21 protein-coding genes are annotated in these 26,724 nt (G+C 51.4%); 10 read left to right on the top strand and 11 right to left on the bottom strand.

Going from position 1 to position 26,724, the window contains the following annotated elements:
- Positions 1–46: 46 nt before the first annotated feature.
- Positions 47–760 (top strand): GDSL-type esterase/lipase family protein, encoded by a 714-nt coding sequence (locus tag ACQ9LF_RS03695; protein ID WP_462488020.1) that lies wholly within the window; start codon positions 47–49, stop codon positions 758–760.
- A 216-nt stretch (positions 761–976) separates the two neighbouring features.
- Here the strand turns inward: ACQ9LF_RS03695 and efp are convergent, their stop codons facing one another.
- From efp to ACQ9LF_RS03720, 5 genes are all read right to left on the bottom strand, one after another.
- Positions 977–1,537, bottom strand: a complete 561-nt coding sequence (gene efp, locus ACQ9LF_RS03700) for an elongation factor P (RefSeq protein ID WP_462488021.1) — start codon at positions 1,535–1,537, stop codon at positions 977–979.
- 222 nt (positions 1,538–1,759) lie between these two features.
- Positions 1,760–2,476: a site-2 protease family protein gene (locus ACQ9LF_RS03705; RefSeq protein ID WP_462488022.1), complete on the bottom strand. Its 717-nt coding sequence runs from the start codon at positions 2,474–2,476 to the stop codon at positions 1,760–1,762.
- 40 nt (positions 2,477–2,516) lie between these two features.
- Positions 2,517–3,491: an ADP-glyceromanno-heptose 6-epimerase gene (rfaD, locus tag ACQ9LF_RS03710; protein ID WP_462488023.1), complete on the bottom strand. Its 975-nt coding sequence runs from the start codon at positions 3,489–3,491 to the stop codon at positions 2,517–2,519.
- A 474-nt stretch (positions 3,492–3,965) separates the two neighbouring features.
- The gene (gene addA / locus ACQ9LF_RS03715) at positions 3,966–7,718 is read right to left on the bottom strand and encodes a helicase-exonuclease AddAB subunit AddA (protein WP_462488024.1); all 3,753 of its coding nucleotides are present in this window, start codon (positions 7,716–7,718) and stop codon (positions 3,966–3,968) included.
- Positions 7,715–11,122, bottom strand: a complete 3,408-nt coding sequence (locus tag ACQ9LF_RS03720; RefSeq protein ID WP_462488025.1) for a PD-(D/E)XK nuclease family protein — start codon at positions 11,120–11,122, stop codon at positions 7,715–7,717. The genes addA and ACQ9LF_RS03720 overlap by 4 nt, the downstream gene beginning before the upstream one ends.
- A gap of 140 nt (positions 11,123–11,262) precedes the next feature.
- Between ACQ9LF_RS03720 and ACQ9LF_RS03725 the strand changes: the two genes are divergently transcribed.
- Together ACQ9LF_RS03725 and ACQ9LF_RS03730 are read left to right on the top strand one after the other, a co-directional pair.
- On the top strand, positions 11,263–11,640 hold the full coding sequence (locus ACQ9LF_RS03725) for a hypothetical protein (protein WP_462488026.1): 378 nt from the start codon (positions 11,263–11,265) through the stop codon (positions 11,638–11,640).
- A gap of 33 nt (positions 11,641–11,673) precedes the next feature.
- Positions 11,674–12,288, top strand: a complete 615-nt coding sequence (locus ACQ9LF_RS03730) for a MarC family protein (RefSeq protein WP_462488027.1) — start codon at positions 11,674–11,676, stop codon at positions 12,286–12,288.
- Between the two features lie 41 nt (positions 12,289–12,329).
- Here ACQ9LF_RS03730 and ACQ9LF_RS03735 read toward each other — a convergent pair whose 3' ends face one another.
- From ACQ9LF_RS03735 to ACQ9LF_RS03750, 4 genes are all read right to left on the bottom strand, one after another.
- Complete coding sequence (locus ACQ9LF_RS03735) at positions 12,330–12,881, bottom strand: hypothetical protein (protein WP_462488028.1); 552 nt, start codon at positions 12,879–12,881, stop codon at positions 12,330–12,332.
- A gap of 130 nt (positions 12,882–13,011) precedes the next feature.
- On the bottom strand, positions 13,012–13,515 hold the full coding sequence (gene nrdR / locus ACQ9LF_RS03740) for a transcriptional regulator NrdR (protein WP_462488029.1): 504 nt from the start codon (positions 13,513–13,515) through the stop codon (positions 13,012–13,014).
- 148 nt (positions 13,516–13,663) lie between these two features.
- A complete protein-coding gene (locus ACQ9LF_RS03745; RefSeq protein ID WP_462488030.1) occupies positions 13,664–14,467 on the bottom strand; it encodes an HD domain-containing protein in 804 nt (267 codons plus the stop codon).
- Between the two features lie 216 nt (positions 14,468–14,683).
- The gene (locus tag ACQ9LF_RS03750) at positions 14,684–15,397 is read right to left on the bottom strand and encodes a hypothetical protein (RefSeq protein ID WP_462488031.1); all 714 of its coding nucleotides are present in this window, start codon (positions 15,395–15,397) and stop codon (positions 14,684–14,686) included.
- A gap of 149 nt (positions 15,398–15,546) precedes the next feature.
- On the opposite strand from ACQ9LF_RS03750, the gene ACQ9LF_RS03755 reads away from it, so the two are divergent.
- The 5 genes from ACQ9LF_RS03755 (at position 15,547) to ACQ9LF_RS03775 (ending at position 21,241) form a co-directional block, all read left to right on the top strand.
- A complete protein-coding gene (locus ACQ9LF_RS03755; RefSeq protein ID WP_462488032.1) occupies positions 15,547–15,828 on the top strand; it encodes a cupin domain-containing protein in 282 nt (93 codons plus the stop codon).
- Between the two features lie 32 nt (positions 15,829–15,860).
- Positions 15,861–17,450, top strand: a complete 1,590-nt coding sequence (locus ACQ9LF_RS03760; protein WP_462488033.1) for a S1C family serine protease — start codon at positions 15,861–15,863, stop codon at positions 17,448–17,450.
- A gap of 3 nt (positions 17,451–17,453) precedes the next feature.
- Positions 17,454–18,938 carry a PDZ domain-containing protein gene (locus tag ACQ9LF_RS03765; RefSeq protein ID WP_462488034.1) on the top strand — a complete coding sequence of 495 codons (1,485 nt, stop codon included), beginning with the start codon at positions 17,454–17,456 and terminating at the stop codon, positions 18,936–18,938.
- A 251-nt stretch (positions 18,939–19,189) separates the two neighbouring features.
- Positions 19,190–20,149 carry a ParB/RepB/Spo0J family partition protein gene (locus ACQ9LF_RS03770; RefSeq protein ID WP_462488035.1) on the top strand — a complete coding sequence of 320 codons (960 nt, stop codon included), beginning with the start codon at positions 19,190–19,192 and terminating at the stop codon, positions 20,147–20,149.
- A gap of 33 nt (positions 20,150–20,182) precedes the next feature.
- Entirely contained in the window at positions 20,183–21,241 is a 1,059-nt protein-coding gene (locus tag ACQ9LF_RS03775) for a M42 family metallopeptidase (protein WP_462488036.1), read from the top strand.
- 71 nt (positions 21,242–21,312) lie between these two features.
- Here the strand turns inward: ACQ9LF_RS03775 and ACQ9LF_RS03780 are convergent, their stop codons facing one another.
- Positions 21,313–22,089 carry a PilZ domain-containing protein gene (locus ACQ9LF_RS03780; RefSeq protein WP_462488037.1) on the bottom strand — a complete coding sequence of 259 codons (777 nt, stop codon included), beginning with the start codon at positions 22,087–22,089 and terminating at the stop codon, positions 21,313–21,315.
- Positions 22,090–22,403: 314 nt separating this feature from the next.
- Between ACQ9LF_RS03780 and ACQ9LF_RS03785 the strand changes: the two genes are divergently transcribed.
- Positions 22,404–23,720, top strand: a complete 1,317-nt coding sequence (locus tag ACQ9LF_RS03785; RefSeq protein ID WP_462488038.1) for a hypothetical protein — start codon at positions 22,404–22,406, stop codon at positions 23,718–23,720.
- Between the two features lie 31 nt (positions 23,721–23,751).
- Positions 23,752–24,735 carry an NAD(P)/FAD-dependent oxidoreductase gene (locus tag ACQ9LF_RS03790; RefSeq protein ID WP_462488039.1) on the top strand — a complete coding sequence of 328 codons (984 nt, stop codon included), beginning with the start codon at positions 23,752–23,754 and terminating at the stop codon, positions 24,733–24,735.
- Between the two features lie 36 nt (positions 24,736–24,771).
- Here ACQ9LF_RS03790 and ACQ9LF_RS03795 read toward each other — a convergent pair whose 3' ends face one another.
- Positions 24,772–26,718 (bottom strand): ABC-F family ATP-binding cassette domain-containing protein, encoded by a 1,947-nt coding sequence (locus ACQ9LF_RS03795; RefSeq protein ID WP_462488040.1) that lies wholly within the window; start codon positions 26,716–26,718, stop codon positions 24,772–24,774.
- Positions 26,719–26,724 lie beyond the last annotated feature (6 nt).

Raw genomic sequence — 26,724 nt, forward strand, 5'->3', positions numbered from 1 at the left:
CACGGGTAATATCGGCAGGCTGATAACCTTATTTCAGGAGAAACACATGATACACAGAAATGGACGCAGGATTGGTGCACTCGGAATCGTACTGGTTGGCCTATTAGCGTCGTACATGATCGGCCAGGAGGCGGACAAGCCCCAGGCCAGCAAGTGGGAAAACGACATCAAGGCTTTTGAGCAATGGGATGCGAAGAATTCATTCCCGAAGGATGCCGTGCTGTTTGTGGGCAGCTCGAGTATCCGGATGTGGGAAACGGCCAAACTGTTTGCAGAGTATCCGGTGATCAATCGGGGGTTTGGCGGGGCGCAGACATCGGATGTCAATCAGTATGTCGAGCGGATTGTGCTGCCGTATAAGCCCAGGGTGATCGTATTTTACTGCGGAGTAAATGATATCGTCGGAGGCGGCAAGACGCCGGAGCAGGTCGTCAGTGATTTCAAGCAGTTTCTGGCGAAGGTTCATGCCGCCCTGCCCGAGACGCCGGTGATTTATTTGTCGATTCGACTGGGGCCGGCGTGGTGGCCGCATCATCCCGAGGCCGATCGCGTCAATGCCGCTGTTCGGGAGATGGCCCAGACGCTGGAGTCTTTGCACTATGTGGATATGACCACCGGCATGCTGGGGGCCGATGGGACGCCGGAGCCGAGCCTGTTTCTGGACGATCAGATTCATCTGACCAGTCAGGGCAATAGCAAGTGGGCGGATTTGCTGAGGCCGACGCTCAAGAAGGTCTATGAGGCGGCAGATAAACGATAAATCCCAGGCACGAAGTCCGGTATTCCAAACACGCATATAAGGATAGCCGGATATCAGGATATAGAAACAGGGTATTGGCGGCAGAATTTAACGGGTTCGGGATAGTACCGTACAGGGGCAACGGGCTGCAGGCGCAAGAAAAAGGGGCGCATCCCTGCGCCCCCTCAAATCTGTGTCATTGGCTGGCACGGCGGCCAGAGGTCATGTGAAGATCGATTACTCTTTGACGCGGGTAACATATTCGCCGGTGCGGGTATCCACTCGGACCATCTCACCCACTTTGATGAACGGTGGAACAGAAATCTCCAGGCCGGTTTCAAGGGTGGCCGGCTTATACTGATTGGTGGCAGTGGCGCCCTTGATTTCGGGGGCGGTATCGACCACCTTCAGGTCCACTGTCGTCGGCAGAGAAATCTGGACCGGCTTGTTCTGATACATGCTGACCTGCAGCTGGGTGTTGGGCTTGAGGTACTTGGGACCTTCCCCGAAGGCATCATCATCCAGAGAAATCTGGTCGTAAGTCTCCAGATCCATCAGGATGTGTTCTGAGCCGGACGAATACAGATATTCAAAATTGCGTTTGTCCAGATATGCATCTTCGAGCACTTCTTCAGCGCGGATGCGGATATCGCGGATAGAGCCATCGGCAAGACTTTTGAGCTTGGTTTGATAAACCGCGCCGCCTTTGCCGAGTTTAACATGCTGGTAATCTACAATCGAATAAAGGGTATTATCGACCTTGATGGTCTGCCCTTTTTTCATTTCCGATGCCTTCATCGAACACCTTGTCATAAGAGGCCCAAATCAGTGGACGGGACACGCTCCCGGCCTGGATTTAGGGAAAATTAGCGGTACCAGTATCGCATAAACCGTTCCCAAAGTCAAGAGGAGGCTTAATTAAGCGGGGTGATGCGGTTGTATCGGATGCGGCAGCGGTTCCAGAAACTTGACGGAAAAAGAATGACTGTGAAAACTCAGTCTCGTCAGAATCGGGGCGACTCAACCCCAGTACACGCCGGTACCCAGGTAAAGCAGGTTGATGGCGGCAAGATGGATAGGCGGAAAGAGCCATTTCATCACAGACCAGGCAATCAGGATGCCGAAGGTCCGCAGGCCCGGGTGATAAATGAGTTCGCGGTATTTTGCCAGGGCCTCTCCGGACAGAATCAGTTCCATGAGGGAAGTGCCGTCCAGCGGCGGAAGCGGGATGAGATTGAATACCATCAGCAGCAGATTGAGGGTAAACAGAATGCTGACACCGACGGCAAGACCCTGTAATAACCCATCACTGCCCCCCATAACCATCTGGGTGAAGCGGAGGGTTTCGGGTATCTGAAAAAAGCCTGTGGCCAGACCGATGCGAATCAGTGCCGCTGCAATAAGCATCAGGATAAGATTGGCAGCCGGCCCGGACAGTCCCATCAGGGCAGCCTGTTTGGGATGCCGCTGTGCCCAGTAGGGGTCGTAGGGGGCGCTGGCCCAGCCGATCATCCAGCCGCCCAGGGCGTAGGATAACAGCGGCACAATGACCATGCCGAACGGCTCGCGCTTCATGTGCGGGACGGGGTTGAGCGTGACCTGGCCGCCCAGCCATGCGGTCCGGTCGCCGAACTGGTAGGCGGTAAAGGCATGGGCCGCCTCGTGTGCCGCTGTCGAGAAAATAAATATCAGGTACCAGATGATCCCGAGCTGTATATCGACGTTTGAATTTGGCATTCATATACTCCTTCAGGGGATAATCCATGCGATTCTGTGTTTATTCGCCGCCCAGGTATTCGCCTTTCATCAGATAATTTCGGACAAAGTCGGCGACAGCGTCTTCCAGTTCGATGGTGTTGGTATGATAGCCGGCTGAGCGGATTTTGGTGATGTCGGCCTGGGTGAAATACTGGTATTTGTCGCGAAGGGTCTCGGGCATCGGGATGAATTCGATGTTGGGCTTTTTGTCCATGGCAGCAAAGACGGCGTTGGCCAGGTCCAGCCAGGAGCGAGCCTTGCCGGTGCCGATGTTGAACAGGCCGTTGATTTCCGGGTTTTCGAGGAAAAACAGGGTCATTTCGACGGCATCCTTGATGTAGATGAAGTCCCGGAGCTGCATGCCATCGGCATAGTCAGGACGGTGGGACTTGAACAGACGGACTTTGCCTTCGGCGTTGATTTGCTCAAAAGCCTTGACAACGAAACTGCGCATCTGGCCCTTGTGATATTCATTAGGGCCGAAGACATTGAAATATTTCAGGCCGGCAATCTGGTCGGCCAGGCCGGTCTTCTGGGCCCAAAGGTCGAAAAGCTGCTTGCTATAGCCATACATATTCAGGGGAATCAGCCGATCGATCGGTTCAGAGTCGGAAAACCCCATTGTTCCGTCGCCGTAAGTGGCGGCGCTGGAGGCATATACAAAACGAATTTCTTTCTGAGAGGCCCACTGGGCCAGCATTTTGCTGTATTCGTAATTGTTGCGAAGCAGATAGGCCGCATCGGTTTCGGTGGTGTCGGAGCAGGCTCCCATATGCAGGATGGCTTCGATGTCCCATTCGATCTGATCGGAATCAAGGGACTGGGCAAAATCGTCAGCCTCCATATAGTCCAAAAACCGGAGTTTTCGGAGATTTTTCCACTTGTCTGAGGTGCCCAGCAGGTCCACGATGAGGATATCATCCACTCCGCGAGCGTTCAGTTCCGCCACAAGTGCCGAGCCAATAAAACCTGCTCCGCCTGTCACAATAATCATATCACATCCCTTCTAATGGGGTCAAAATCGGGTCGAATTCTGATTACAGGGTAAAGCCAAAAGGTAGGGATGTCAAGCAATCAAAGTGCGCAATAAAAAAGGCCGAGGTTGAGTCGGCCTTCGTTTTGTTCTCCACGAACAAGGTGTCTTAGGAGTCACACAACTAACACAAAGCAATGTACGCAGCAAGAGCAAGCAGGAAAATTCGTTTTTTCGGTTCAACAAAAGGCAGCCAAATTGTATTGTAGAAGCGACTCATGGTAATCCCCTCAATTAACATTGTTTGTTTCGCACCCCCCATAGCCGAAGCCATGTCATTCATCACAAAGGTCATTATAAACCATCGTGAGTTTTGATTCAAGGCGATTCTGGCCAATGGAATGTAAGACCTTTTAGGAAAAGAGGTTGTCATTCTAAAAAAAAGGTATTCGACCTGCGAAAAAAACGCTGTGCAAAGATGCAAAAAGAGGGTCGTTACGAGGCTTTGTCTGATAATAATGCAGAATGTAAATCCAGATGCGCAATATCGACCGGCCGGAGAATTCGCGGATGCAAAAAGTATAAATAGCCGGCGGATGCGGGGATTTTTAAAATGGTTTGAGCGGCACGGGCATAGAGGGCAAGCTGGGATTGATAGCGATTTGCTCGGATTTCAATTGCATCATCGACGATTTTATCGGTCTTGTAATCCACCAGGACCAGTCCATGGTCTGTGGGAATCAACAAATCAATTACGCCCTGGACTACGACAAAATCATCGGGGCAGGAAAGACCCAATTCCGATACCGGCAGGGCTATGGTAAAAGGCCATTCCCGATATACTCTTTCTGTATTTCGAATTACCAGGTCTCCGGCCGGGGTCTGGAAGAAGGAGAGGATGGTCTCGATATCGATGGATTGAGACTGGGCCAATGTCAGCCGTCCGGAGTTGACCAGTTTTTCTATGGTTTGCAGGACGATGGCCCGATCCGGTATCGAGGTTAGCGGAAGATGCTCAAAGACCAGGTGCGTTGCATGGCCGCGTGCCAATGCTTCAGCTCGTGGGTTGCCGGCGGTACTGCGGGGCTGAGGAGATGCAAAAAGATCGTCTAATTGCGGACGTAAAAACTCATCATCGCGATGAGTCAGGCCTGTAACGGAGAATTTGCCGGGCAGGCGGGTGAGTGCATCCTCCGGATACTGCCAGTTCAGCAGGTTGACGATTTGTTCAAAAAACTGACGATTCTGGGGATTGGAGCATTGACTGGAAACAGGCGTGACACTGCGGCAGCGGAGCTGCTTTTGCCGGCGGATGGTGTCGCTGAGCTGGTTTAATTGAGTCTTGTCATGGCTGCAAACGGAGAACAGTTCATCGAGGGCACAGGTGGATTGCCCTGCAGAACATACAGAGTGGAGTGCCTGGGACTGGGCCAGCGCCGTCAGCAGCCAGTCCAGGTGGCAGGTGGCGTCGAGCAGTTCCCATTCGGGCAGTGTCTGGAATTCACGGCAGCGCTCGATGCGATCCCGACAGCGGGACAATTGGGTGGAGGCCGTCAGGATCAGTCGGTCGCGTGCGCGGGTCATAGCCACATAGAGAATACGCATTTCTTCGGCAAGACCGGCGCGCCGTTTTTCCATCCCAATAAGCTGATGGATCGGGGTGGTTATCCGCAAGCCTCGCTGCGGATCAACCAATTCCAGTCCGAGCATGGTCGCATTGACCAGGCATGGTCCGCCGGAATCCTGCTTTCGCATACGCCAGTTTAGTTCGGCCAGAATGACGACGGGAAACTCCAGGCCTTTGCTTTTGTGGACACTCATGATCCGTACGGCATTTTCAGCGAAATTGTCGGGCTGAGCCGGGGCCCAGTCGGTTTCCTGCTCGAGCAATTTCTCGAGAAAGGCCGCAAAGCCCGAGACACTGCGGCTCTGGCCCGGGTCGGCAAAGGATTCATACTGAATGGCGCGGTCGTGGAGCTTGAGAAGGTTGGCCCGACGCTGCCGGCCATTGGGCAAGGCCGACACAAAGGCTAACAGAGATGTCGATTCATAAATTCGCCAGAGCAATTCCGACAGCGGCTTTCGCCGTGATTGCTGTCGCCAGGACTCGAGCGTGCTGAGGGCCGCAGCGGCTTTTTGACGCAGGGGAATATCGGGACCATCTTGTGAATAGCCTGTTACGACATCATAAAAACAGGCATTATGGTGTTTTTTCTGATTGGCAAACAATCGCATGGCTGCCAGTTCCGAATCGGTAAAACGGAACAGAGCACTGCGCAGCACTGCAGCCAGTTCGATATCCTGCAGGGGATTGTCGAGCGTTTTGAACAGGGCAATACAGTCGGCAACTTCGGTCGCGGCGAAATAGCCGCACTGAGTTTGCGAGCTGACAGGAATGCCGGCCAGCCGCAGCAGTTCAACATATTCTGAAGCCCGATGCGACAAGGCCCGCATGAGAATAACGATGTCGCTGTAGCGGACATCACGCATCGTGCCGGTGGATTTATCATACACCTGAAACTCCGGCCGGCCGGTATCGGCACCGACTATCTGACGGATGCGGCGGGCAATCATCGCGGCCTGCCGCTGGACGGCGGTGACCGTGTCAATCGTGTCCTGGCTTTCATCGGATTCTGCCTGTTCGCCGGCGTCCTCGTCCTGCTTTTTTTTGTCTTCGGGATTATCTTCATCCAGCAGATGCAGCTCGACGACCCGATTGGCGGATGCTTCTTCCAGCGGAGGATAGTTCAGCCCGGCGATTAATTCCGAACGTTTGTCATAATCCAGCCCGGCGACGGCCTGGGTCATAATGCGGCCAAAGACGCGATTGGCAAAGGTCAGCACTTCCTGACGGGAACGGAAATTGTGATTCATATCCACCCGCAGCGGTGTATCCACGGCGGCGGGATCATCCGCGGCAGCAGCCAGCTGCTCTAAAAATATCTCCGGACGGCTCTGGCGAAAGGCATAAATACTCTGCTTGACATCGCCGACGACAAACAGATTGCCGGGACGGCTGACATGCCGGAGGATTTCACGCTGCACACGGTTGATATCCTGATATTCATCAATAAAGACATATTCAAAACGGTCGCGGAGAATTTCGCCTACCCCCGGACGGGTTTCCAGCAGCGCCAGCATCTGGTGTTCAAGGTCAGCGAAATCCAGCACGTTCAGAGTCTGCTTGCGGCGAAGGTATCGCTCATCGAATAATCGCAGCAGGGCGATGCAGGCTTGGGTCTGAGTTCGAACCTGGGGGGCGATGGCGGCGATGTAGTCCGGATGGACGAACACAAGGTCTTTGAGTTTTTTGAGAGCATCACGGCCCTGGGTGACTTCCTGTTTGATTTTTTCTGCGGCGGCTTTATCCACGTCGAGTTTTTTACTCAGGGAAGGCATGCGTCCATAGTCCACCTGGCACAGAGCTGCGGCGGCAGAGGCGAGCTTGCCGTGGTTTAAATCCATCAGGCAGGGCTGGAGCTGGCTCAGTATAAAATCGATATAGTCGGACAGATATTGTCCGCCGGTAAGCAGCTGGTCGCGTCGCCGGGCCTCGTGCAGTCGGTCGAGGGCGGTTTGCAGATGACGACTCAGTCCCTCGCATATCATCTGATCCAGGGCCTGCCGACTGGCCGGGTCATCACTGACGGCCTTCAGGGCGGATTGATAAAACGCCTCCCGACTGGGCAGGCTGTCCAGATCATTGGCCACCTCCAACAGCGACGCCGGCAGGGAGGTATTGGCGTTTCGCAGATTACGGCCATCAAACAGTGCCTGTAATTGCACGGCCAGCGATTCATCGTTCCAGGCCTGTTCAAGGGCTTCATTCATGGACTCGGCTCGGATGATGTCGCGCTGGTCCGGGTCGAGGATGCCGAATTGCGGGTCCAGGCCCGACAGATAGAAAAATTCGGTAAGGATGCGTTTGCAGAAGCCATGAATGGTACCAATATAAGCCGCATCCAGCAGGACAAGCTGACGACGCAAGCGGCCGGAGCCTTCGTTCTCACATACGGCGGACAATTTTTCGGCAATGCGGGTTTTCATTTCTTCGGCAGCAGCTTCCGTGAATGTCAGCACCAGCAGCCGGTCGGCATCCACCGGATGCCTCGGATCGCAAATCCGCTCGACACATCGCTGGCTGAGGACGGCAGTCTTGCCTGTGCCTGCCGAAGCCGTAACCAGGACATCGCGGCCAATGGTCTCAATGGCCCGTTTTTGCGGAGAGGTCCATTGCGGCGCGGTCATTGGGAAGCTCCTTTGCTCAGCGTGTTGAGTAATTCGATCTTGCGGATAGACGGCAGAATGTGATAGTCGTTGAGCAGCCAGTCGAATTTGCATACGCATCGATAATCGCAATGCGAGCAGGGACTTTGGGTGCCAAGGCGATAAGGAAAGGCACGAATGTCGCCGGAGGCGATGTCTGCTGCCAGCCGTGCCATAGTCTGTTCGGCAAAGGCCAGCACTGCCGAATAGGCGTCGGAGGCAACCGCATCGCTGCGATCATAATCGCCCAGGGGCTGACCTTCTTTGAGTGAAAATCCGAAATAGCGGCTGTGGCGGCTCCCTGTGCCGGCTGCCGAATCCAGATCAAAGGCGAACGCGGCATCGAAAAGCCCGCGCGCCTTGAGTCCCGGCGTTTCTGATGAATCTTCGGCCGGCTCAAATTTCGCGGGCAGATATTTGGTTTCAATCGGCAGGTAAAAGGCCCCTGCCGCTTTCGCGATGGGCTGGCCGTTTACAGTCAGATGACGCAAAGCCAGAAGATAGACGGCCAGCTGCAAATCAAGGCCGTGAGCAAATTCGTTCCATTTCATCCGGTGTTGGGTGGTTTTATAATCAAAAACAATGCCTGTCGGGACCCCTTTGATCCGGGCCCAGTCCACCCGGTCGATGCGTCCATACAGATGGAGCATCCGGCCCGGCCCAACGACAATGGCAACCGGACTGTCTTTGCCGAAGGTCTGCTCGGCCAGACACTGCCGGAATTGCCCTGCCGCACTCATCGCTGCCATCGCCGGCAGGACATAACAGAGCCGTTGAACCGCCTGATGCATGATGTAGGCATTGTGGCGGCTCTGGCGCACAAAGGCAGACAGCTTGACATCGTTGGATAACAGCTCCGTCGCGATACGACGGCACCGACTCAGCAGGTCCTCAACTGCAACGGTTGTCCAATCCAATCCGTCGGCATGCAGATTCGAAAACAACTGCCGCAAGATGTCGTGATAAAAATCGCCGATATCCACCGGCTCCAGCCGCAGCAGATCACGCTTTTTGAGATCCAGGACATATCGCGCAAAATGCTGATAGGGACAGGCCGCAAACGTTGTCAGCCGTGTTTCCGATGCGGTCATCGGCCAGGTAAACAAAGTCTTTGCGATGGCCGGATCGAGTGTTGCGATATTGCGAAATGCCACAGCGTATTCCACCTGGGCAGCAATATTTCGCAGAGTCGGCTGATCGGTGCAAGCACACAGCGAAAGCACATCACGGCATTGTTCCCGGGCAGCCTCATCCTGACTGCTGTCGGCACCCAGAGTACTGCATAGCCACTGGGTCAGTGCGGCAGGCGATTCCATCCACAGTGCGGATGACTCGGACGCATCGCCGTATTGTATCTGCACATCCGTAAACAGCGAACAAAGCTTTTGCAGTCCCGGCCAGGGTGTATTGGGTGAGGCATCTTCATCCAGCAGCGGGTAGGTGATATACAACTGATCCGAGGCTCGAGTCAGGGCAATATAGGCCAGGTAATGCCGAGCCTCGAGGGCCTGTTCGGTTCGCTGGGTCAAATGCAGGTCTTCTCTGGCGGCAGCTTTGGCATCCTGCTCGGTCACCATGGCATCGCCGGCAAGCGGCATCGGAAACAGTTTGCTGGTAGCGCCAATCAGAAACGCCACTTTGATATCGGGATGACGACTCCGCTCGATAGAACCGATGAGGACCTGATCCACAGTAGCGGGAATCTGTTTGAGCGTCAGCGTGCCCAAAGCGTCCAGCAGGATAGCCAGCCATTCTTGTGTTGGCAAAACCAGTCCTGCAAAAATACGCTGCAGTTCGTCGAATACCTCGCTGAGTTTTTTCCACACGCGACGATGGGCGGCGGTGTCCTGCGGGTCATTCTGGGTCTGACGGGTCAGCCATTGGCGGACGTGTAGTAATTCGAGATAATGATATATTGCCTGACAGCATTGGGATGCCGAAATCGTGCCGGCCAACTGCTGGGACAAGCGGCTCAGCGGGTCGAAAAATTGTTTTCGGATTCTGTGAATCCGCTCGGTCTCATCCAGGCCGACAGTGTCACCGAATTGCCAGGGCTGTTCAGACCGCCAGTCTGCAGGACCAATCCCGAACGCCCGACAGACATTATCCAGCAAGTCGGCATCGCGGAAATCCAGACCGTTCAATTCAACCTTCAACAGTGCGGTCATTCGCGGCAGGGCAAAATCATCCTGAATGGCCGTCAGGGCCGCCGTCAGTAATTCGATCAGCGGGTGATAATGCAGTGTCTGAGGACGATCCAGGAAAAACGGAATGTGATAGTGCTCAAATGCCGCCGTCAGATAAGGGGCATATAAATCCATCTGCGGGACAATTACGGCCAGATCACGATAGCGATACCGGCCTTCCCGCACCAGCCGCCGAATGGTACCGGCCACAAAGAATGCCTCCCCCCGTGCATCGTTACAGCCGCGAAGGGTGACCGCCCCCCTGCTGCTGACAGGCCGTGGGGTACCGGCGGCAAAAAAATGGTGTTCAATCTGGGCCAGTGCCGCAGCTGAGTGAAATCGCGGATGCTGGCTCAGGATTATCGGCTCGTCCATCGGCATCTTCTGATGACGGAGAATCGCCATCAAATCCACATAGGTCCGCTCCGTTGGAGCAAACAGAGAGGAGGGATCCAGCTGTGTGGCATCGGTTGCATTCAAATCCAATGCCTGCGGGTCCAGACACAATGCAATGGAGGCCTCCGAACAAACCGACAACATCTCAAACAGCACATCCCGCTGCTGCAGGGTAAAACCGGAAAAGCCATCGACCCACAGCCGGGCATGGTTTAAAAACGGCGAGTCCTTCACCTGCAGCCGGGCCTGAGTCAACACGGCATCGGGGTTGATGAAATCACACTCCGGCCGGCTTAGCAGCTCGATATAGGTTTTGAACACCGTGGCAATATCCGCGAACTTTCGACCGCTCAGGCTGGCGGGGTCTTTGTCCAGGATCCGTCGGGCAACATCGGCCAGATAATCCGGGTCGCAATTGTCTTCATGCAGTCGGCCGATCAGCTCTGCTGTGGCGGCTGCCATGCCCGCTGAGGCGGCACTGTCGCCAAGCAGCGTCAGTCGCCCTGAGCACATCGACAGGGCTTGTCGCACCAGCATCTGTCGGCCCAGCGTCGATAGTTCCTGGGATGTTTCGGTTTTGCACAGCCAGAATTGCAGTCGATTAAATGACAGGACATGAAGCCGATTGTATCCGGCGATCCCCCGACAGGACAAAATGGCCCGTTCCACCTGAAACGTCGCCTGTTCGGGTACCAGAAACACCAGCGGCCGGTCGTCGGGTTGACGCAGGGCCTCTGCGATGGCATCAATGCACCACCGTGTCTTGCCGGAACCGCTTGTACCCAGGATAAATCGTATGGCCATGTTGTCGTACTCCTGTGCCTGTTTGTACCACACAATGACATTGTTTTCAACCGTGGATAATTTCTGGTGGTGGATCGGTTTTTCAGCCGATATACTAAGGAATCAATGTCAAAATAGATGCTTTTGTGAGGAATTGAGCTATGAAAAGCCGGAAACATCGTCTGATAATTGCGGGAATCAGTGCCCTGCTGGTTGTTTTTATATTTATCACATCCACAATTGCCGAACGTACCACCACGCGTGAATATGAAGTGACCGTGCCGGCCGTCAAAACTGACACCCAGCGGATAATTGAGGCCTACGAGCGACTCAGCGATCAATATCTTTCGCTGGTGCAGAATCAGTTAAACGGCATGACGGCCAATCACCGTGATATTCTGGTTCGGCTGGATCGCATCGAAAAAAAGCTTGACGAGCTATCGTCCAGACTGGCAAGGTTCAAACCCGCTGATGTGGCTGCCTCTGAGCAGCCTGTTGAGCCTGCGGTCTCCGCCGAACCTGTAAATAAAACAGATTAGGCTTCCCAGGCGGTTTGTAGGACAATATCATCTATGGATCTGATACATTTGCTGGAAGCGATTATCGCACTGTGTGTGATTGTGGACCCGATTGGGAATATCCCCGTTTTTTTGAGTGTTACCAGCGGAGTTCCGCAGGAAAAACGTCAGCGGGCCTATACGATTTCGGTTGCCGTTGCGATGGGCATTCTGCTGCTGTTTTCCTTTACCGGCGATGTTGTTTTGCATCGGATATTCGGGATACAGATAGCAGATTTGCAAATCGCTGGTGGTGTTTTGCTGGTGATTATGGCGATTGATGACCTGGTTTTCGGTTCTCAGCGGCGCCCCAAGACCGCGGATGAAACCCTGTCCGCCGATGAAGTGGGGTGTGTGCCGCTGGGCTGCCCCCTGCTGGCCGGACCCGGAGCCATTGTGACCACGTTGATGATCTGGAAAAATCCGCAGCAGGGCCCGCTGGCGGCGATGATTGCGGTGGCTGTGGTGCTGATTCTGTTTCGCGGAATCATGTATTATGTCGAGCAAATTAACCAACTGGTTGGCAGGCTGGTTATTACCGCGGTATCCAAAGTGATGCTGGTCTTTCTGGCTGCCATTGGCGTTCGGATGCTGATGGTCGGGCTGGGGGCGTATTTCCCTCTTAAATAACGCCTGCTTCGTATGGCAGTAAACCTCTTCTGCTGCGAACGTTACAACACCGTCTGTAATTGTTTTTCCGCACGCAGAATCGCATCGGTATCTTCAATCACAAGTTCCCGCACCAGGCTGCTGCGAACGCGAAGCACGCCCATTTTCAAAATCTTGTCTTCCACCGACCCGGCAATGGCCCGGGCTGTCAGACGGTCCATACCTTTGTTCGCCATCAGGTCTCTGACGATGTGTGATTTATTCCACGGCGAAGACTGCGGTTCATCGTCACCGAAATCCGGAATCATCTTGACCACCTGAATCCGTTTCCGCTGGAGTTTCCGCTGGAGGCGATGTTCATTCAACGCTTCTGCAGCATGGGCAAATCCCGTGGAGGCCAGAACCGATTGAATCATCAGATGGATCTGGTCAGAGGAAATGGTTGCGGGATGTTCGGTACGATACAGATAGAACGTAATCGCCTCAGCCATCTGCTCGGCAATGGTCAGGTCGTGCTCCTGCACTGCCGACAGGACATTATGGAAGGTCCCCAGCACCTTCGTATGCAGGTATGGCTCGACCGTGCCATCGGCTTTGAGCACTTCGATTTTCATAGATAATCCTCCGTGAATTCGGGCGGGCATCCGCATCCTGAACCGTCGTATCCGTTGTGGCTGCCGCATGGTTCAGAGCCGTTGCCTTGCCGTCGGGTCTGACCTGCACAATCAAACCTGCTTGATACCATCATTCTTCAGGGGCACCGCTGAATAAACTCGGCTGTTCGGGGATGTCGGGCTCAAGGATCGCCTGACGGACTTCGTCAATCAGGGCACCGGCGTCGGTAAAATCACGATACACACTGGCAAAACGAATATAAGCAACCTTATCGACCGATCGTAAATGACGCATCGCACATTCGCCTATAAACCGCGACGATACTTCCTTGTCAAAATTGCGGAAGATATCTTCCTCGATAATGTCGGCAATTTCCTGAATCTTCTCAGCCGAAACCGGACGTTTATAGCAGGCCTTCTGCAGGCCTGAGATTACTTTACTTCGCTCATAGGGAACCCGGGTGCCATCTTTTTTAATGACGCTCAACTTGACGCTTTCCCCGATTTTTTCATAGGTGGTAAATCGTCGCTTGCATACAAGGCAATGCCGCCGGCGGCGAATAATCCGCCCGCCGTCACTCGAACGGGAGTCTATGACCTTATCTTTGTCTTCCTTGCAGTATGGACATCTCACGGCTTCACCTTGTGGGTATCAATATGTAGTCAAGTACATTATTTAATCCAATATATAGTATGTCAATAAAAATTCAATAAAAATATTCTATATATCAGACGTCTTCTATATTTTAGATATATAAATAAGATATTTACGAGCCGGGCTTTCAAGCCTCCGGCTGGTTGATGCGGTTGTCCACATACCGCATCACTGCCTGGGTTGCCCGTTTTACCTCTTTGGTATCCGGCAGCCAGGCGATAATCTGTTTGAGATACCCCAGCTCCACAATGCGTCGCAGCGTCGCCCCAAAATAGATATCATACGCCCAGTCAAGCTGCAGCAACTTGACATCGTTCATCGTTCGCAGCAGACGATAATCGACCAGCCGTCCGTGTTCGACCGCATCCAGAATCTCCGGCGAGCAGCACGGCTCATCGGGAAATTCGATTTCCAGTTGGAAGGTGCAGGGATTCTCATGATATTGCCGGAAATTTTCCATGGCAATGGAATAGATATCCAGCTTGTCCGTATCACGGATGATTTTGCTGAACAATGCGGTTTTCTCATCCAGTCCGGCCGGCAGTGTCATTTTATTGTGATAATCTACCGCCCGCTCAATCCAGAGTCTTTCCTGAGCATCCAGCCCTTCCAGAATCCGTTCCTGACGAATCATCCGCAGACCGAGTACGGCGTGGTCTTCGCTGGTGGAATCCTTATATGTGCGGTACTTCTTGAATTGCTCAAACCGTCCGACATCATGCAGCAACGCGATTGTTTCGGCAATCCGTGTATCGTTGGTGTCCAGTTTCAGGGCTTTGGCCAGCAGGCGCGTCTCGCCGCAGACCCGGTGCGTATGACATTCCTTTAAATGCAGATTATTATTCAGATACGTATCGCCATCAAGGCTGAAATAGCGCTGGATATAGCCGCCAAACCACTGCACCAGATCATCAAATTGTTTTTGTTCCATACACTCATATTCAGATAAATAGTATTTCCGTGACGGCCCGCCGCCGACTAACCCTACTATACCACAGACCATGATGAAATTAAATATCCGACTGTAAAGAAAGCCAAACACGACTGAACTGGAATGAAAGGGTCAGCCCCAAGCAAGTGCAGCGAAGGACCGTTTCGATGCCTTCTGTGCCAATCCCCCAGGAAGCATGATATTGTTTCAGCCGCGCTAAAAAGGAAGTGTGTCCAAAGGCATCGGAGCCGTATAACCGGATTTATCCGGCTCACGCAGCAGCTTCTTTTCTTTGAGCGTATGATACAAAACTTTGATCCGTGCATCATACTGCTGGATGAGTATGCGATATTGACTGTTCAGTGACTCCAATGACTCTTTATTATGCTGCAAGCTGGATAATAAAGAATCCAGCGTGTTTTCTCTGCCGCTGAATTGACCGACATAATATATTGAGTTTGGATCATGCGGCTGATAGGGTTCATAAAACACAAGCGGGGTTTGAGTGCCAAATAGCAGCACCGGCATTGATAATGTCGGGTCTGCAGGAGCCGGGTTGATACAGAGCAGCGATTGCTCAAATACAGGAGGCTTCCAGACAGAAGGAATACAGTCACGTGGAGATAAATAATTGAACGACAAATTATCTTGAAAGGGCGGAACGATATGATGCTGCAGCTCAAAGGCTTTGATGCACGCTGCGAGTCGACGCGATGTCCACATGGTTAACGCAAGCATGTGTGCTATTTCACGATTCTGCTGATCAAGGGCCTCTGTCATTCCCGTAACATAGGTTTCGACGGGAATGAATCGATGGTGTTGTTGAAATTCCTGGTTGGCCACCCGCAGATGATGGATTTCATAATACTGTCCCGCAATCAGAAAAATCAAGACCAGAAACGTCACCCCGACAAAAAGCTGCCCTTTCATAAACCACCCCTTTCACGAACCATTCTGTCCAATCTGCTCAGTCGCAGCAGGGTATGGACCAGATTTTTAAATTTTACATTTTCCATTCTACATCGTACAATCCGAAAAAAGGAATAAAAATCTCAAACAATCTATTGGAAGGAACCGCAATGCCAACAGTCAGTGACATTATCATTCGAAAACCCACTGCCGCCGAGAGTCAGCAGGCCGCATCTTGGCCGATCTGGACTCATAAGGCCGACAAGTTCGACTGGGAATACAATGAGACTGAAAAATGCCTGATTCTCGAGGGTAAGGTCACTATCTATGACCGCCCTGCTACAGGGAAGTCTGTCAGCTTCGGCCCCGGCGATTATGTCGTCTTTCCCGTCGGCCTCAAGTGCGTCTGGCATATTATCGAAGCCGTCAAGAAACACTACGATTTCGAGTAATCCCTAATCCCTATATAATAAGGAATGCGCCGATGAAGAAAACGTCACCCATGTGGATAATTCGTAGCCTATTTGTCTTTATTCCTCTCTTCCTGTTACCCCCCTGCCTGGTCGCTGAACAACAACAAGACCAGCAGGCTGTTCAGGACACGGAATCACAGCAATCAAATGAAGCGCCGGCCGCCCTACCCGCACCCAACGAACAAGACCCTGAAGATATGACCTACGAAAAATCCGTGGTCATGCTGGAAGTCGTTCAGCAGGATTGGGACTATAAAACACCATGGAAGCAATCCGCCATGGGGCGGGGTGTCGGAACAGGTTTTATTATCGATGGCAAAAGAATCCTGACAAATGCTCATAACGTAAGCAATATCAAATATTTAGAAGTAAAGAAACAGAACCTCGCCAAGCGATTCCCTGCCAGGGCAGTCTTTGTCGGTCACGATTGCGATTTGGCAATTATTGATGTCGAGGACGCCTCTTTCTATGAGGATATGATTCCGCTGGAGCTGGGAGGAATCCCTCGGGTCAACAGCACTGTAACCACCTGCGGATTTCCTGTAGGAGGACGACAAGTCTCTATCACCAAAGGAGTTGTGTCGCGTATTGAAGTCGGCAACTACAGTCATACCCAGGCCGATATGCATCTGCTGGTTCAGACTGACGCAGCCATCAATCCCGGCAATTCAGGCGGTCCTGTCCTGCAAAATGGCAAGGTCGTCGGTGTCGCATTTCAGGGATTGCAGACCGCTGACAACATTGGATATATGATACCTACAACGGTCATCCGGCATTTTCTAAAGGATATTGAGGATGGGACATATGATGGTTTTCCCTCCCCTGCCGTTGCTGTTTTTGAAGGGCTTCACAATCCTGCCTACAAATACTATCTGAAATTGCCTGCTTTTGTTGAAGGTGTTGTTGTGCTGCTGGTTCAGAAAAACAGCACCGCCGAGAAAATCCTCAAACCCGGTGACGTCATCACTCAAATCGACGGTTTCAATATTGATAATGATGGTATGATCAAAATTTACGGCCTTTCACTCAACTGGGCCGAGGCACTCGAAGCCAAGCAAATCGGCGAATCGGTTGAAATCACCTATTGCCGGGATGGCAAACCGAATAAGGCAATCATGGAAGCCGCAGTGAATTTGCCTGTACTCCCGTGGAGTCTGCAATTCGATAAAAAACCGCAATACTATGTATATGCTGGACTTACATTCACACCGTTAAGCCGAAATTATCTCCAGACCTTCGGAAGAAACTGGCTTGCCGAGATTCCTTTTACCTTGCGTTATTTATTTCATAACTCCATGGAACTCAATGAAGACCCAAACCGGAAGGAATATGTGGTTTTGTCGGAAATTCTCCCCGACGAAGTGAATACCTATTGTAATCCGTTCCTCAGCCAGGTCGTGGATAAAATTAACGGCCAGAGAATTTATTCACTCAAAGAGGTCCGGGAACAGCTTTCAAAAACACCCGAAAACGGCTGCCATCAAATTCAATTCTTGAATAATGACATGCCGCTGATTCTCGATGCAGCAAAGGCCATGGAAAGGCACACCGCAATTCTTAAACAATACCAGGTCACTTCTGATGCGTATATTGAGGAATAACTTATGAAAATACTACAAACCCTGATTATCAGTACTGTTATCGTCACTGTAACATCTTGCGCCAAAACCGAAACAAAGACCGAGGTGATCAGCACCTCGGAGAGAATGAAAAACAGCCTGGTGAATTTGCGGATTTCCGTTGGCGGGTATGAGCAGTTTCAGCCCTGGAAACAGCGTGAAGTCGCCCAGCAATCCGGGTATGGTTGTGCGGTGGGTCCGTACCTGATTCTGACTACTGCAGACAATATAGCAGACGCAACTATGGTTCAAATAAGAAGATATGAAACGAATGAATGGATTTCCGCCGCAGTTAAAATCATCGATTATGAGTATGACTTGTGTCTGCTGGGGCTGGACCCCAATACGGCCGGACAACCGTTTGAGCCAATTGAGTTTGTCGAACAATATACACAGGGGCAGGAGCATTCCATCTATTGGTTATCCGGCGGCGGACATTTGACCGAGGCACGCGGCATTTTAGATCGTGCTCAGTGTGAATCTAATCCGGTGTCATTTACAGACAATCTCTATTACATTCTTACCAATCCCTCTCGCTCCACGGACCAGGCCGAGGTGGTTTGCTATAAAGATAAAGCTATAGGGATTGTCGGCTTCTCAGGTGACACCGATTTAGGGGTTATTCCAGCCGAGATGATCAATCGATTTCTGAAAGAATCACAACAGCCTGTCTACAAAGGATTTGGCGTTCCTGGGTTCCGCACCACCGCCCTGCTTGACCCGACGGTTCGCAGCCACCTGAAAATGCCGGAAGATATCAAGCACGGTGTTTATGTCAGCAAAGTCCACACCCTGGGCACCGGTTCCAAAGAACTGAAATCCGGCGACGTCATCCTGGCGATTGATAACCACACAGTGAATCCGTATGGACGATTTCGTCATCCTCAATATGATCGCATCGACTTGGATTATCTGATCTCACAAAAAAGACCGGGCGACACCTTGGAATTTGTGGTTTTTCGGGATGGAACGCAAGTGGTTCTAAATGTTGAGGTTATGAATTTTACTACGGATCAAATGCTGGTGCCGTATTATGAATATGGCAGGCAGCCGTCTTATTTAGTGACGGGCGGATATGTGTTCCAAAAACTCACACGAAATTACTTTGCCTTGTGGGGTGACAACTGGTCTGGCAAAGTTCCGCCCCATTTGTATCAATATTACTCCAACCATGCATTTAATCCCACAGATGAACGTCAGGATATTGTGATTTTAAGTTATGTTTTGCCTGCTCCCATCAATTTAGGCTACCAAAATCTTGGAAGACTGGTTGTAAGTACCTGGAATGGAATGAAGATACGTTCCTTTGAAGACATCTTCAAAGCCCGCCAGTTAAATCCGGACGACCCCTTTGAAGTGATCGAATTTGAATTAAATGCGCCTAAAGTGGTTATTCCGCGGCAAAATATCGGTCAATACGATGCCCAAATTGGACAGATTTACGGCATTCCATCATTAAAGAATATATAACATATACAACATACACATATAGGTGTATAAAAAGGCTGTTTCACGTGAAACAGCCTTTTTTGTTTTTTAAGTTATACAGCATTGATCTAAGGCTTTATATTTTACATGAAGGCGTGATCTGGGGGATTCATTTCCAAGGAGTTGGCATTTTTCGTGTTTCACGTGGAACATTTCAAAAATCCGCTGGTATTTCTCTTGAACTTTTGATAAAACGTCCGAAAAGAAATATAGAGTGAATGGAGAAAAATGCTATGGATAATAAGAAAGTCAAAAAGCCCCATTTAGGTCGAGGACTTGAGGCCCTTCTCGGATCGATTACATTCCCGCCTGCTGCGACGGCTCCTGAGACTGAAGCACCGGCGAGCGAAACGAAGCCGAGTTTTCCTCCTGATAAGGACTTACAGGAAAGCACCAGGGAGCTGGCTATATCCCTAATTGAACCGAATCCTTTTCAGCCCAGGTCGGCATGGAATCAGGAAGAATTGAACAGTTTGGCTGAGTCGATTCGGCAAAACGGCATATTACAGCCTGTCATTGTACGTCCGACTGGGGACCACAAGTATGAGATTATCGCCGGCGAACGCAGGTTCAGGGCTGCACAACTCGCCGGATTATCGACTGTTCCTGTGATGATTCGTCAGGCTACAGACCAGCAGATGCTGGAATTAGCGCTGGTAGAAAACATTCATCGCTCTGATTTAAATCCTATTGAACGGGCAAAAGCCTATCAAAATTACATGACCACGTTCAATTTGAATCAAACTGAAGCCGCAGAACGTCTTGGAGAAGACCGTTCAGTGGTTGCTAACCACTTGCGACTTCTGGATTTACCGCAGGATATCAAAGATATGCTGATTGAAGGGAAGCTCTCGATGGGGCATGCCAGGGCGATTTTAGCCCTTCCCACCGAGCAGCTCCGACGCTCTCTTGCAAACAAAGCGTTGGCAGGGCGGCTCAGTGTCCGTGAAGTGGAACGAGTGGTACAGAATTATCTGAACGATAACAAAAAAACACCTCCTGAAAAGAAGGAAAAGGCTGCACATATTGTTGATCTTGAAGAACAATTACAGAGAATCCTGGGCACCAAAGTCCGTATTGAGTCCGGCAGGCGTGCACACAAAGGCAGAATCGTCATTGAATACTACAGCTTGGATGACTTTGAACGCCTGACAGAACGTATGGGACTGAAATCTTCAGATGAAATGATATAAACGTATATACATTATCTATATAAAGGAAAAAGAATGAACAAACCATCTCATGATTTCTTAAAAGCCTTACTTGAGGCACCAAGTCCGTCCGGATATGAACAGCCTGCAGCAAAATTATGGCGTGATTATGTCAAAGACAGCGTGGATGAACTCATTCCGGATGTTCACGGCAACAGCATTGCGGTTATCAATCCTAAAGCCGACTTTAAATTCATGCTGGCCGGGCATATTGATGAAATTGGCCTGATGATAACTCACATTGACGAAAAGGGTTACATCTACACAGCGCAAATTGGCGGTATGGATCCAGCGCTGCTGGTTGGGCAGCGTGTGATTATTATGAACGAAAAAGGCCCAGTTCTTGGTGTTATCGGACGTAAGGCCATTCACCAGATGCAGCCCGATGAACGCAAAAAGGGCGTCGAAATGGAAAACATCTGGGTCGATATCGGCTCTGCGACCAAAAAAGAGGCCGAAAAACGTGTCAGCGTGGGGGACCCGATAGTGATTGATGTTCCTTGCAGGACGCTGAATGGAGATAAAATTGTATCCCGTGCAACGGATGACAAGGCCGGGGCATTTGTCGTTGCGGAAGTTCTTAAAGCATTATCTAAAAAGAAGTTAAACATATCCGTCATCGGTGTGGCAACCGTCCAGGAGGAAATTGGTCTGCGGGGTGCAATCACCTCCGCCTATCGTGTCAACCCCCAGGCAGCCATTGCGATCGATGTAACGTTTGTCAGCGATCATCCGGAAACCGATCCAAAGAAAATAGGCACGGTAAAGTTGGGTCACGGCCCGGTTCTGCATCGTGGTCCGAATATTAATCCCGTTATCGAAAAAGAACTGTTCAAGATTGCCAAGGCCAAAAAAATTCCCTATCAGCTGACTGCTGAGGCACGTGCGACGGGTACCGATGCCAACGCGATCCAGTTATCACGCGGCGGGGCGGCCACAGGCCTTATCAGTATCCCCAATCGCTATATGCACACGCCGGTTGAGGTGATCTCCACCAAAGACCTGGACAACTGTATCAAGCTTATCACGGAATTTCTGATTGCTCATCCGGCCAATCGAGATTACAGGCCTTGATTCTTTTAACAAAAAAACCGCGATATCAGTATTGATATCGCGGTTTTATTTGTTAGATTTGTTTAATAGGTTCAGTCAACGCTGTCCTGAAGGCCTGAATTCTTATCCTTATTCATCTTGGCATATTCTTCGACCACGTCCATCAGGCGATGGAGGATATCGCGTCCATCGATACTGACTTCCAATCCGAGGAATTCCAGACCAAGAAAGAGTTTTCCAGTTTCGTCGTCCGGTTTTAGGTGAATAATTTGTGCCTCCACCAAAATCGGTTTCTGGTAGAACATCGGGGTAAACTGCATGCCGACAAGCTGGCCCGGAGTAAAACAATTTGCCAGTGAGGACGAGACGGCAATCTGGGCTCCGCCAGCCGATAAATTCATCATGCTGCCCTGCCAGTAACTCTCGGTGGGGGAATGATTTACGTTGTCAATATGGCCTCTGTGCCAAAAGAGAACATGGACATTGAGTTCTCCGGGAACGGCCTGGCGTTCATAGGCCCTGCGTGGCATTTTCTCAATCCGGTCGGGTATTTCAAGCAGAATCCGTCCACCTTTGGTTGCCACCGAGGACTCAAATCCCATTACCGTCGTGTCGAAGATAAATTTGTCGTGCTCAATTTGAAAGGATATGCCAACCGGTTGGTTTATTTGGAGTTTTTCAAAATGGCAATGGTCTTCTTCAAAGGCCCTGCAAACCACGCCGGTGGCGGATAGTTCAACCAAATAGACGGTATTCCGTATCCACATACCGCCTATCATATGGCACATCTTCGCATTGAGGTTTTGTTGGACAGCCTCTTGAATGGTTTCCGTCACTTTGATGTCTTTGAGTATTTCTGTTTTATTCATAAAAAGGCTGTTCACGGTTTAGTCCCGAAACAATAACTACTTATTATTGAGTTGGTTATACTTCAAGATGTTGTTTCATCGGCATAATTGTGTTATATCTTGAGCTGGCCGCTCGTATACCAATCACTCCTTCAGATTTTGAGACTTTAAAGGTCTGATAACAGTGTCTTGTTTCAGGTTTCAGTACTGGCTCCTGATAAATTATACAAAACCATTCTACATCTACCCAAATTAAAAATATCGGAACAACAGAAAACACAGCTTTCTTGAGAGCACGATTGCAAAATCGCGTTCTGGCTCGTATGATTGGTGATATGTCAAAGGGATTATTCAATAAACATTCGTTTTCTGAGCTGGCGTTATTGGCGATATTTGCGGTCGGATTATTTTCGGCCAATTTAATTGTCAAGCAGCGCAGCTTTGTTCGGGTTGGCCCGCCTGTGATTCTGCCAGGTGCGGGGGTCACCGTGCACCTGCCTGACGAGCCCGGCTGGCAGGGGTTGACCGAATGGCAATATGAGATGAACAATTGTTTTGTCATTGTTGCTCGTCGGAATCGTCCGGTGATTGAAGTTCAATGGCGTTATTGCCTGACTGCTCCAGCAAAAAGCAACCGCGAGATCCTGGAACTGATCGCCAAACAATCTAACGGACAATTACAGGACCTGACGACTCTGAGCGTGCCGTGTCCGATGCAATTTGCCCACCTGGTAAGTCCGAAAGCTGAAGAAGATCGCTTCGTGGGTGTGGCGATGCTGGATTTTGGCAGGGTGTTGATTCTGGAAGTCCGTGCGGCGGAGGATGTGTTTTACGGGCGTGATGTGTTTATTTCCCTGGCACAGACCCTGGAATACAAATTGCCGTCGGAGTTGACGGCGGGAATTGAACTGCTTGAAAATGCCCAGCGATTTGGTGCCGACAAGTTTTTCCCCAGCGAAGAAGGGCAGACTTTGTTGGTTCGGGATGCGGCTCGCAGTATCCGCGGCTATGAACGGACTCAGATCAAGCAGGATTCCGAGGGGAACCTCCGGATTGATAAAACGACGGTGGTCAACACCGCAGCCATCCGGCGCAAAGAGCAAACGTTTGAAAGTGCCAATCCCTTCCGCGGGTTCCGCTGGCAAAATCGATACAGCGGTTTGTCCGGGCAGGGCAGTGTGTTTCTGTTGGAACTCAGCAATGGGATGCTGACGGTGCGTGAACCGGCCGGGCAGTCCCGGACTCTTGAACCCGGGCCCTCGGCGGTCAGTGAAATGCTGCTGGATGGGCTGATTCCCTTTTTTCTGGACAGCGGTCAGCCGAAAATTGTGCTGGATATCATCAGCCCGGAAGGCCGTATTACGCCGGCGATTATTGAGGCCATCTCCACATCGGACAGCACGGCTAAGGCCGATGAGCTGGCCCATGCCGTTCGCGTGAACCTGATTCAAGGCGGCAAGATGGAATTTTACTATGCGGCAGATAAAAAACTGCTTGGAAAATTAACCACGGCCGGCCGCGGCGGGGCCCTGCTATGGGAACCGTCCACCCGTCAGGAGATAGACAAGTATTTTGATACCCGACCGCAGCGCAGCGGTCCGGTTGTCTGGCAGGGGGGCACGGCGTTGCTGCGGAGTGTCGAACATCAATAATACCTGCATTGCAATTCCTATGGAGATGAGTATGGCTGAACAGCAGTATGATTGTATTATTGTCGGCGGCGGACCGGCAGGGCTGGGGGCGGCTCTGTATGCTGCACGCGACCGGATGAAAACGATTATTCTCGAAAAATTTTATCCCGGCGGACAAATCATCACTACCGACCGGATTGAAAATTATCCCGGTTTTGCGGAAGTCAGCGGTCCGGATTTGACAGAAAAAATGACCGCTCAGGTAACTGCTTTCGGAGCCGAGCTGCGTACCGGCAGCGAGGTGACGGGGCTGCGTCGCCGTGATGACGGCCTGATTGAAGTGGCCTGTGATAAAGATTTGTTTGTCGGCAAAGTCGTTATTCTGACGCCGGGCAGTTCGTATCGGCATCTGGGTGTGCCAGGCGAAGAGGAATTTCGCAACGCCGGTGCGGGGGTGAGTTATTGCGGCACCTGCGATGCGCCGTTCTTTCAAGGCAAAACTGTCGTTGCGGTTGGCGGCGGCAACACGGCGGTCGAGGATACGCTGCATTTGTGCAAGTACGCTGCCAAAGTCATCCTGGTCCATCGCCGTCAGGAATTTCGCGCGACCCGGGTTCTGGTGGAGGAATTGATGGCCAAAGTCAATGCGCCGAATTCGAATTTGAGTCTGATGCTTGATAGCACGCTGGCGTCTATCGAAGGCAGTGGCAAGGTCCAAAAAGCCGTTGTCAAACATGTCCAGACCGGCCAGACCACTGAGGTGGCTTGTGATGGAGTTTTTATTTTTGTCGGGATGGTTCCCAATACGGCTTTTTTGAAGGGCTTTGTGGATTTGACTGAGGCGGGGTTTATCCGCTGCGATCCGGCCTACTTGCGGACACGCGTTCCCGGCGTCTTTGCGGCAGGGGACTGTCGTGTGGGAGCAGCGATGCAGCTGGTGACGGCGGTGGCCGATGGGGTCAATGCGGCGATGTGGATGAAGCATTATCTTCGCGATCCGAAATGGTGGACTGAACCGCTGGCGGAGGCGCTGTAACCGCGGACGTATTGGACCGTTGCTGTAAAGACTGTTTTATTGTGAGCGGAAATCCCAGGCCCGATACAGCAATTCGCATTCAGCTTTGGCGGCTTCGAAATCGGCCTGTAACGCGGCCAGTTTTTCAGCACTGCGATAAATCTCATCGGAGCCGAAGCGTTCCTGCATCTGTGCGATTTTGTCTTCCAGCTGGGCGATCATGGTTTCAATTTGTTCGACGGTGAAACGGTTGAATCGTTTCAGTTCCGGGGGTGCGGTTACCCGGACTTTGTCGGGGCGGCTTTGGCCGGCGGATTTTTTCTGTTTTTCTTCGGCTGCAGTTTGTCGTCGTTTTTGAAGCAGCTCGGTATAGGTGCTCCAGACGCCTTTGTTGTCAATCGGCAAGACCATCTCGCATCGGCCCATCTGTTTGTCGCCGAATTCATTACATCCGATGATCAGTAATTGATCGGCCAGCCGATCCAGAAAATAGCGGTCGTGGCTAACGGCAATCACGGCTCCATTGAATCCGTCGAGAGCCTCCTCCAGCATCTCGCGGCTTGGAATATCCAGATGGTTGGTCGGCTCATCCAGCACCAGCACATCCGGTTCCGACAGAACCAGGCGAAACAGAATCAGCCGGTTTTGCTGTCCGCCGGACAGAGTCCCTGTTTTTTTGAAGACATCCTCGCCGGAAAATAGAAAAGTACCCAGCTTACTCCGCAGCTGTTCGGGGGTCAGGTCTGGACGAATTCGGGCCGCCTCCTGCAGGACGGTTGCTTCCGGATCCAGGACCGTTGCGTGCTGGTCCAGGTAGCCGACCCGTAAATTTTTACCGAGTTTGATCGACCCCTGATCCGGCTTCATCTGACCCAGTGCCATTTTCAGCAGGGTGCTTTTACCGGTGCCGTTGGGGCCGGTAATCCCCAGAAAGCTGCCGCGATACAGGTCAAAGGTTAAATCTTCAAACAGTACAATTGGCCCAAAGGCTTTATATACACCCTGTGCCCGACAGATGATATCGCTTTGCACCCTGGCGTCGGAAAAGGAAAACTGGATAGTCTTCTGGTCAGTGGGCTTGTCAAGATAATCGGGATTTTCTTTGAGCATCCGCAATAGGCGGGTCTTGCGTCCACGGGCGGTCTTACGCATGCCCTCCTTATCTTTGTTCCGGGCGATGAAATCCAGTTCATGGGTTACGAATTCCAGGCGTTTCTGATGCTGGCGTTCCAGCTGCAGCCGTAAGGTTGCTTTGGTATCGATGTAGCAGCTGTAATTACCGCGCCACGACCTTGCCCGCTTGTTTTCGAGTTCGAGGATTCGCTGGGCTACTGCATCCAGTAAAAACCGGTCATGGCTGATCAGTAATACCGCTTTTTCGCAGTTCAGGAGAAATTTTTCCAGCCATTGGGTCGCTTGTAAATCAAGGTGGTTGGTCGGCTCATCCAGCAACAGCAAGTCGGCATCAGCAATGAGCATCTTGGCTAATGATAATCGAGACCTTTGGCCTCCGGAAAGAGCCGATATTTTCTGCTCAAACAGCTCCTGCGGCAATCCCAAACCTGCCAGAGTGCTTTTGACTCGTGTTTCATAGGAATAACCGCCTTGAATCTCAAATTGATGACAGAGTCTGTCGTATTCCTTCATGGCGGCATTGAGCCGATCGCCGGACAAGGTTCCAAGCTCGTGTGATAATAACTCTAAACGCTTGTGCATGCTGAGGATATCGACGAGTCCTTCGTGCATTTCCTCCAGCACCGTGCGGTTTAAATCCAGTTGGGGTTCCTGGGCGAGGTAGCCGATTTTCAAATCCCGTGCCCGGTTTATTTCGCCCATATCCGGATGGGTTTGGCCTGTAATTAGTCGAAACAGAGTTGTCTTGCCGGAGCCATTGGGTCCAACAAGGCCTACACGTTGATTGGGGTGGATTTGGACATTCAGGTTATGAAAGACCACTTCCGGCCCATAGGATTTATGGATATCACGAAGCGATAGTAGCGTCATACGTAT

It is taken from the genome of Anaeroglomus insulsum, assembly GCF_050689095.1.
In the GTDB taxonomy this organism is placed as follows: Bacteria; Planctomycetota; Phycisphaerae; order Sedimentisphaerales; family Anaerohalosphaeraceae; genus Anaeroglomus; species Anaeroglomus insulsum.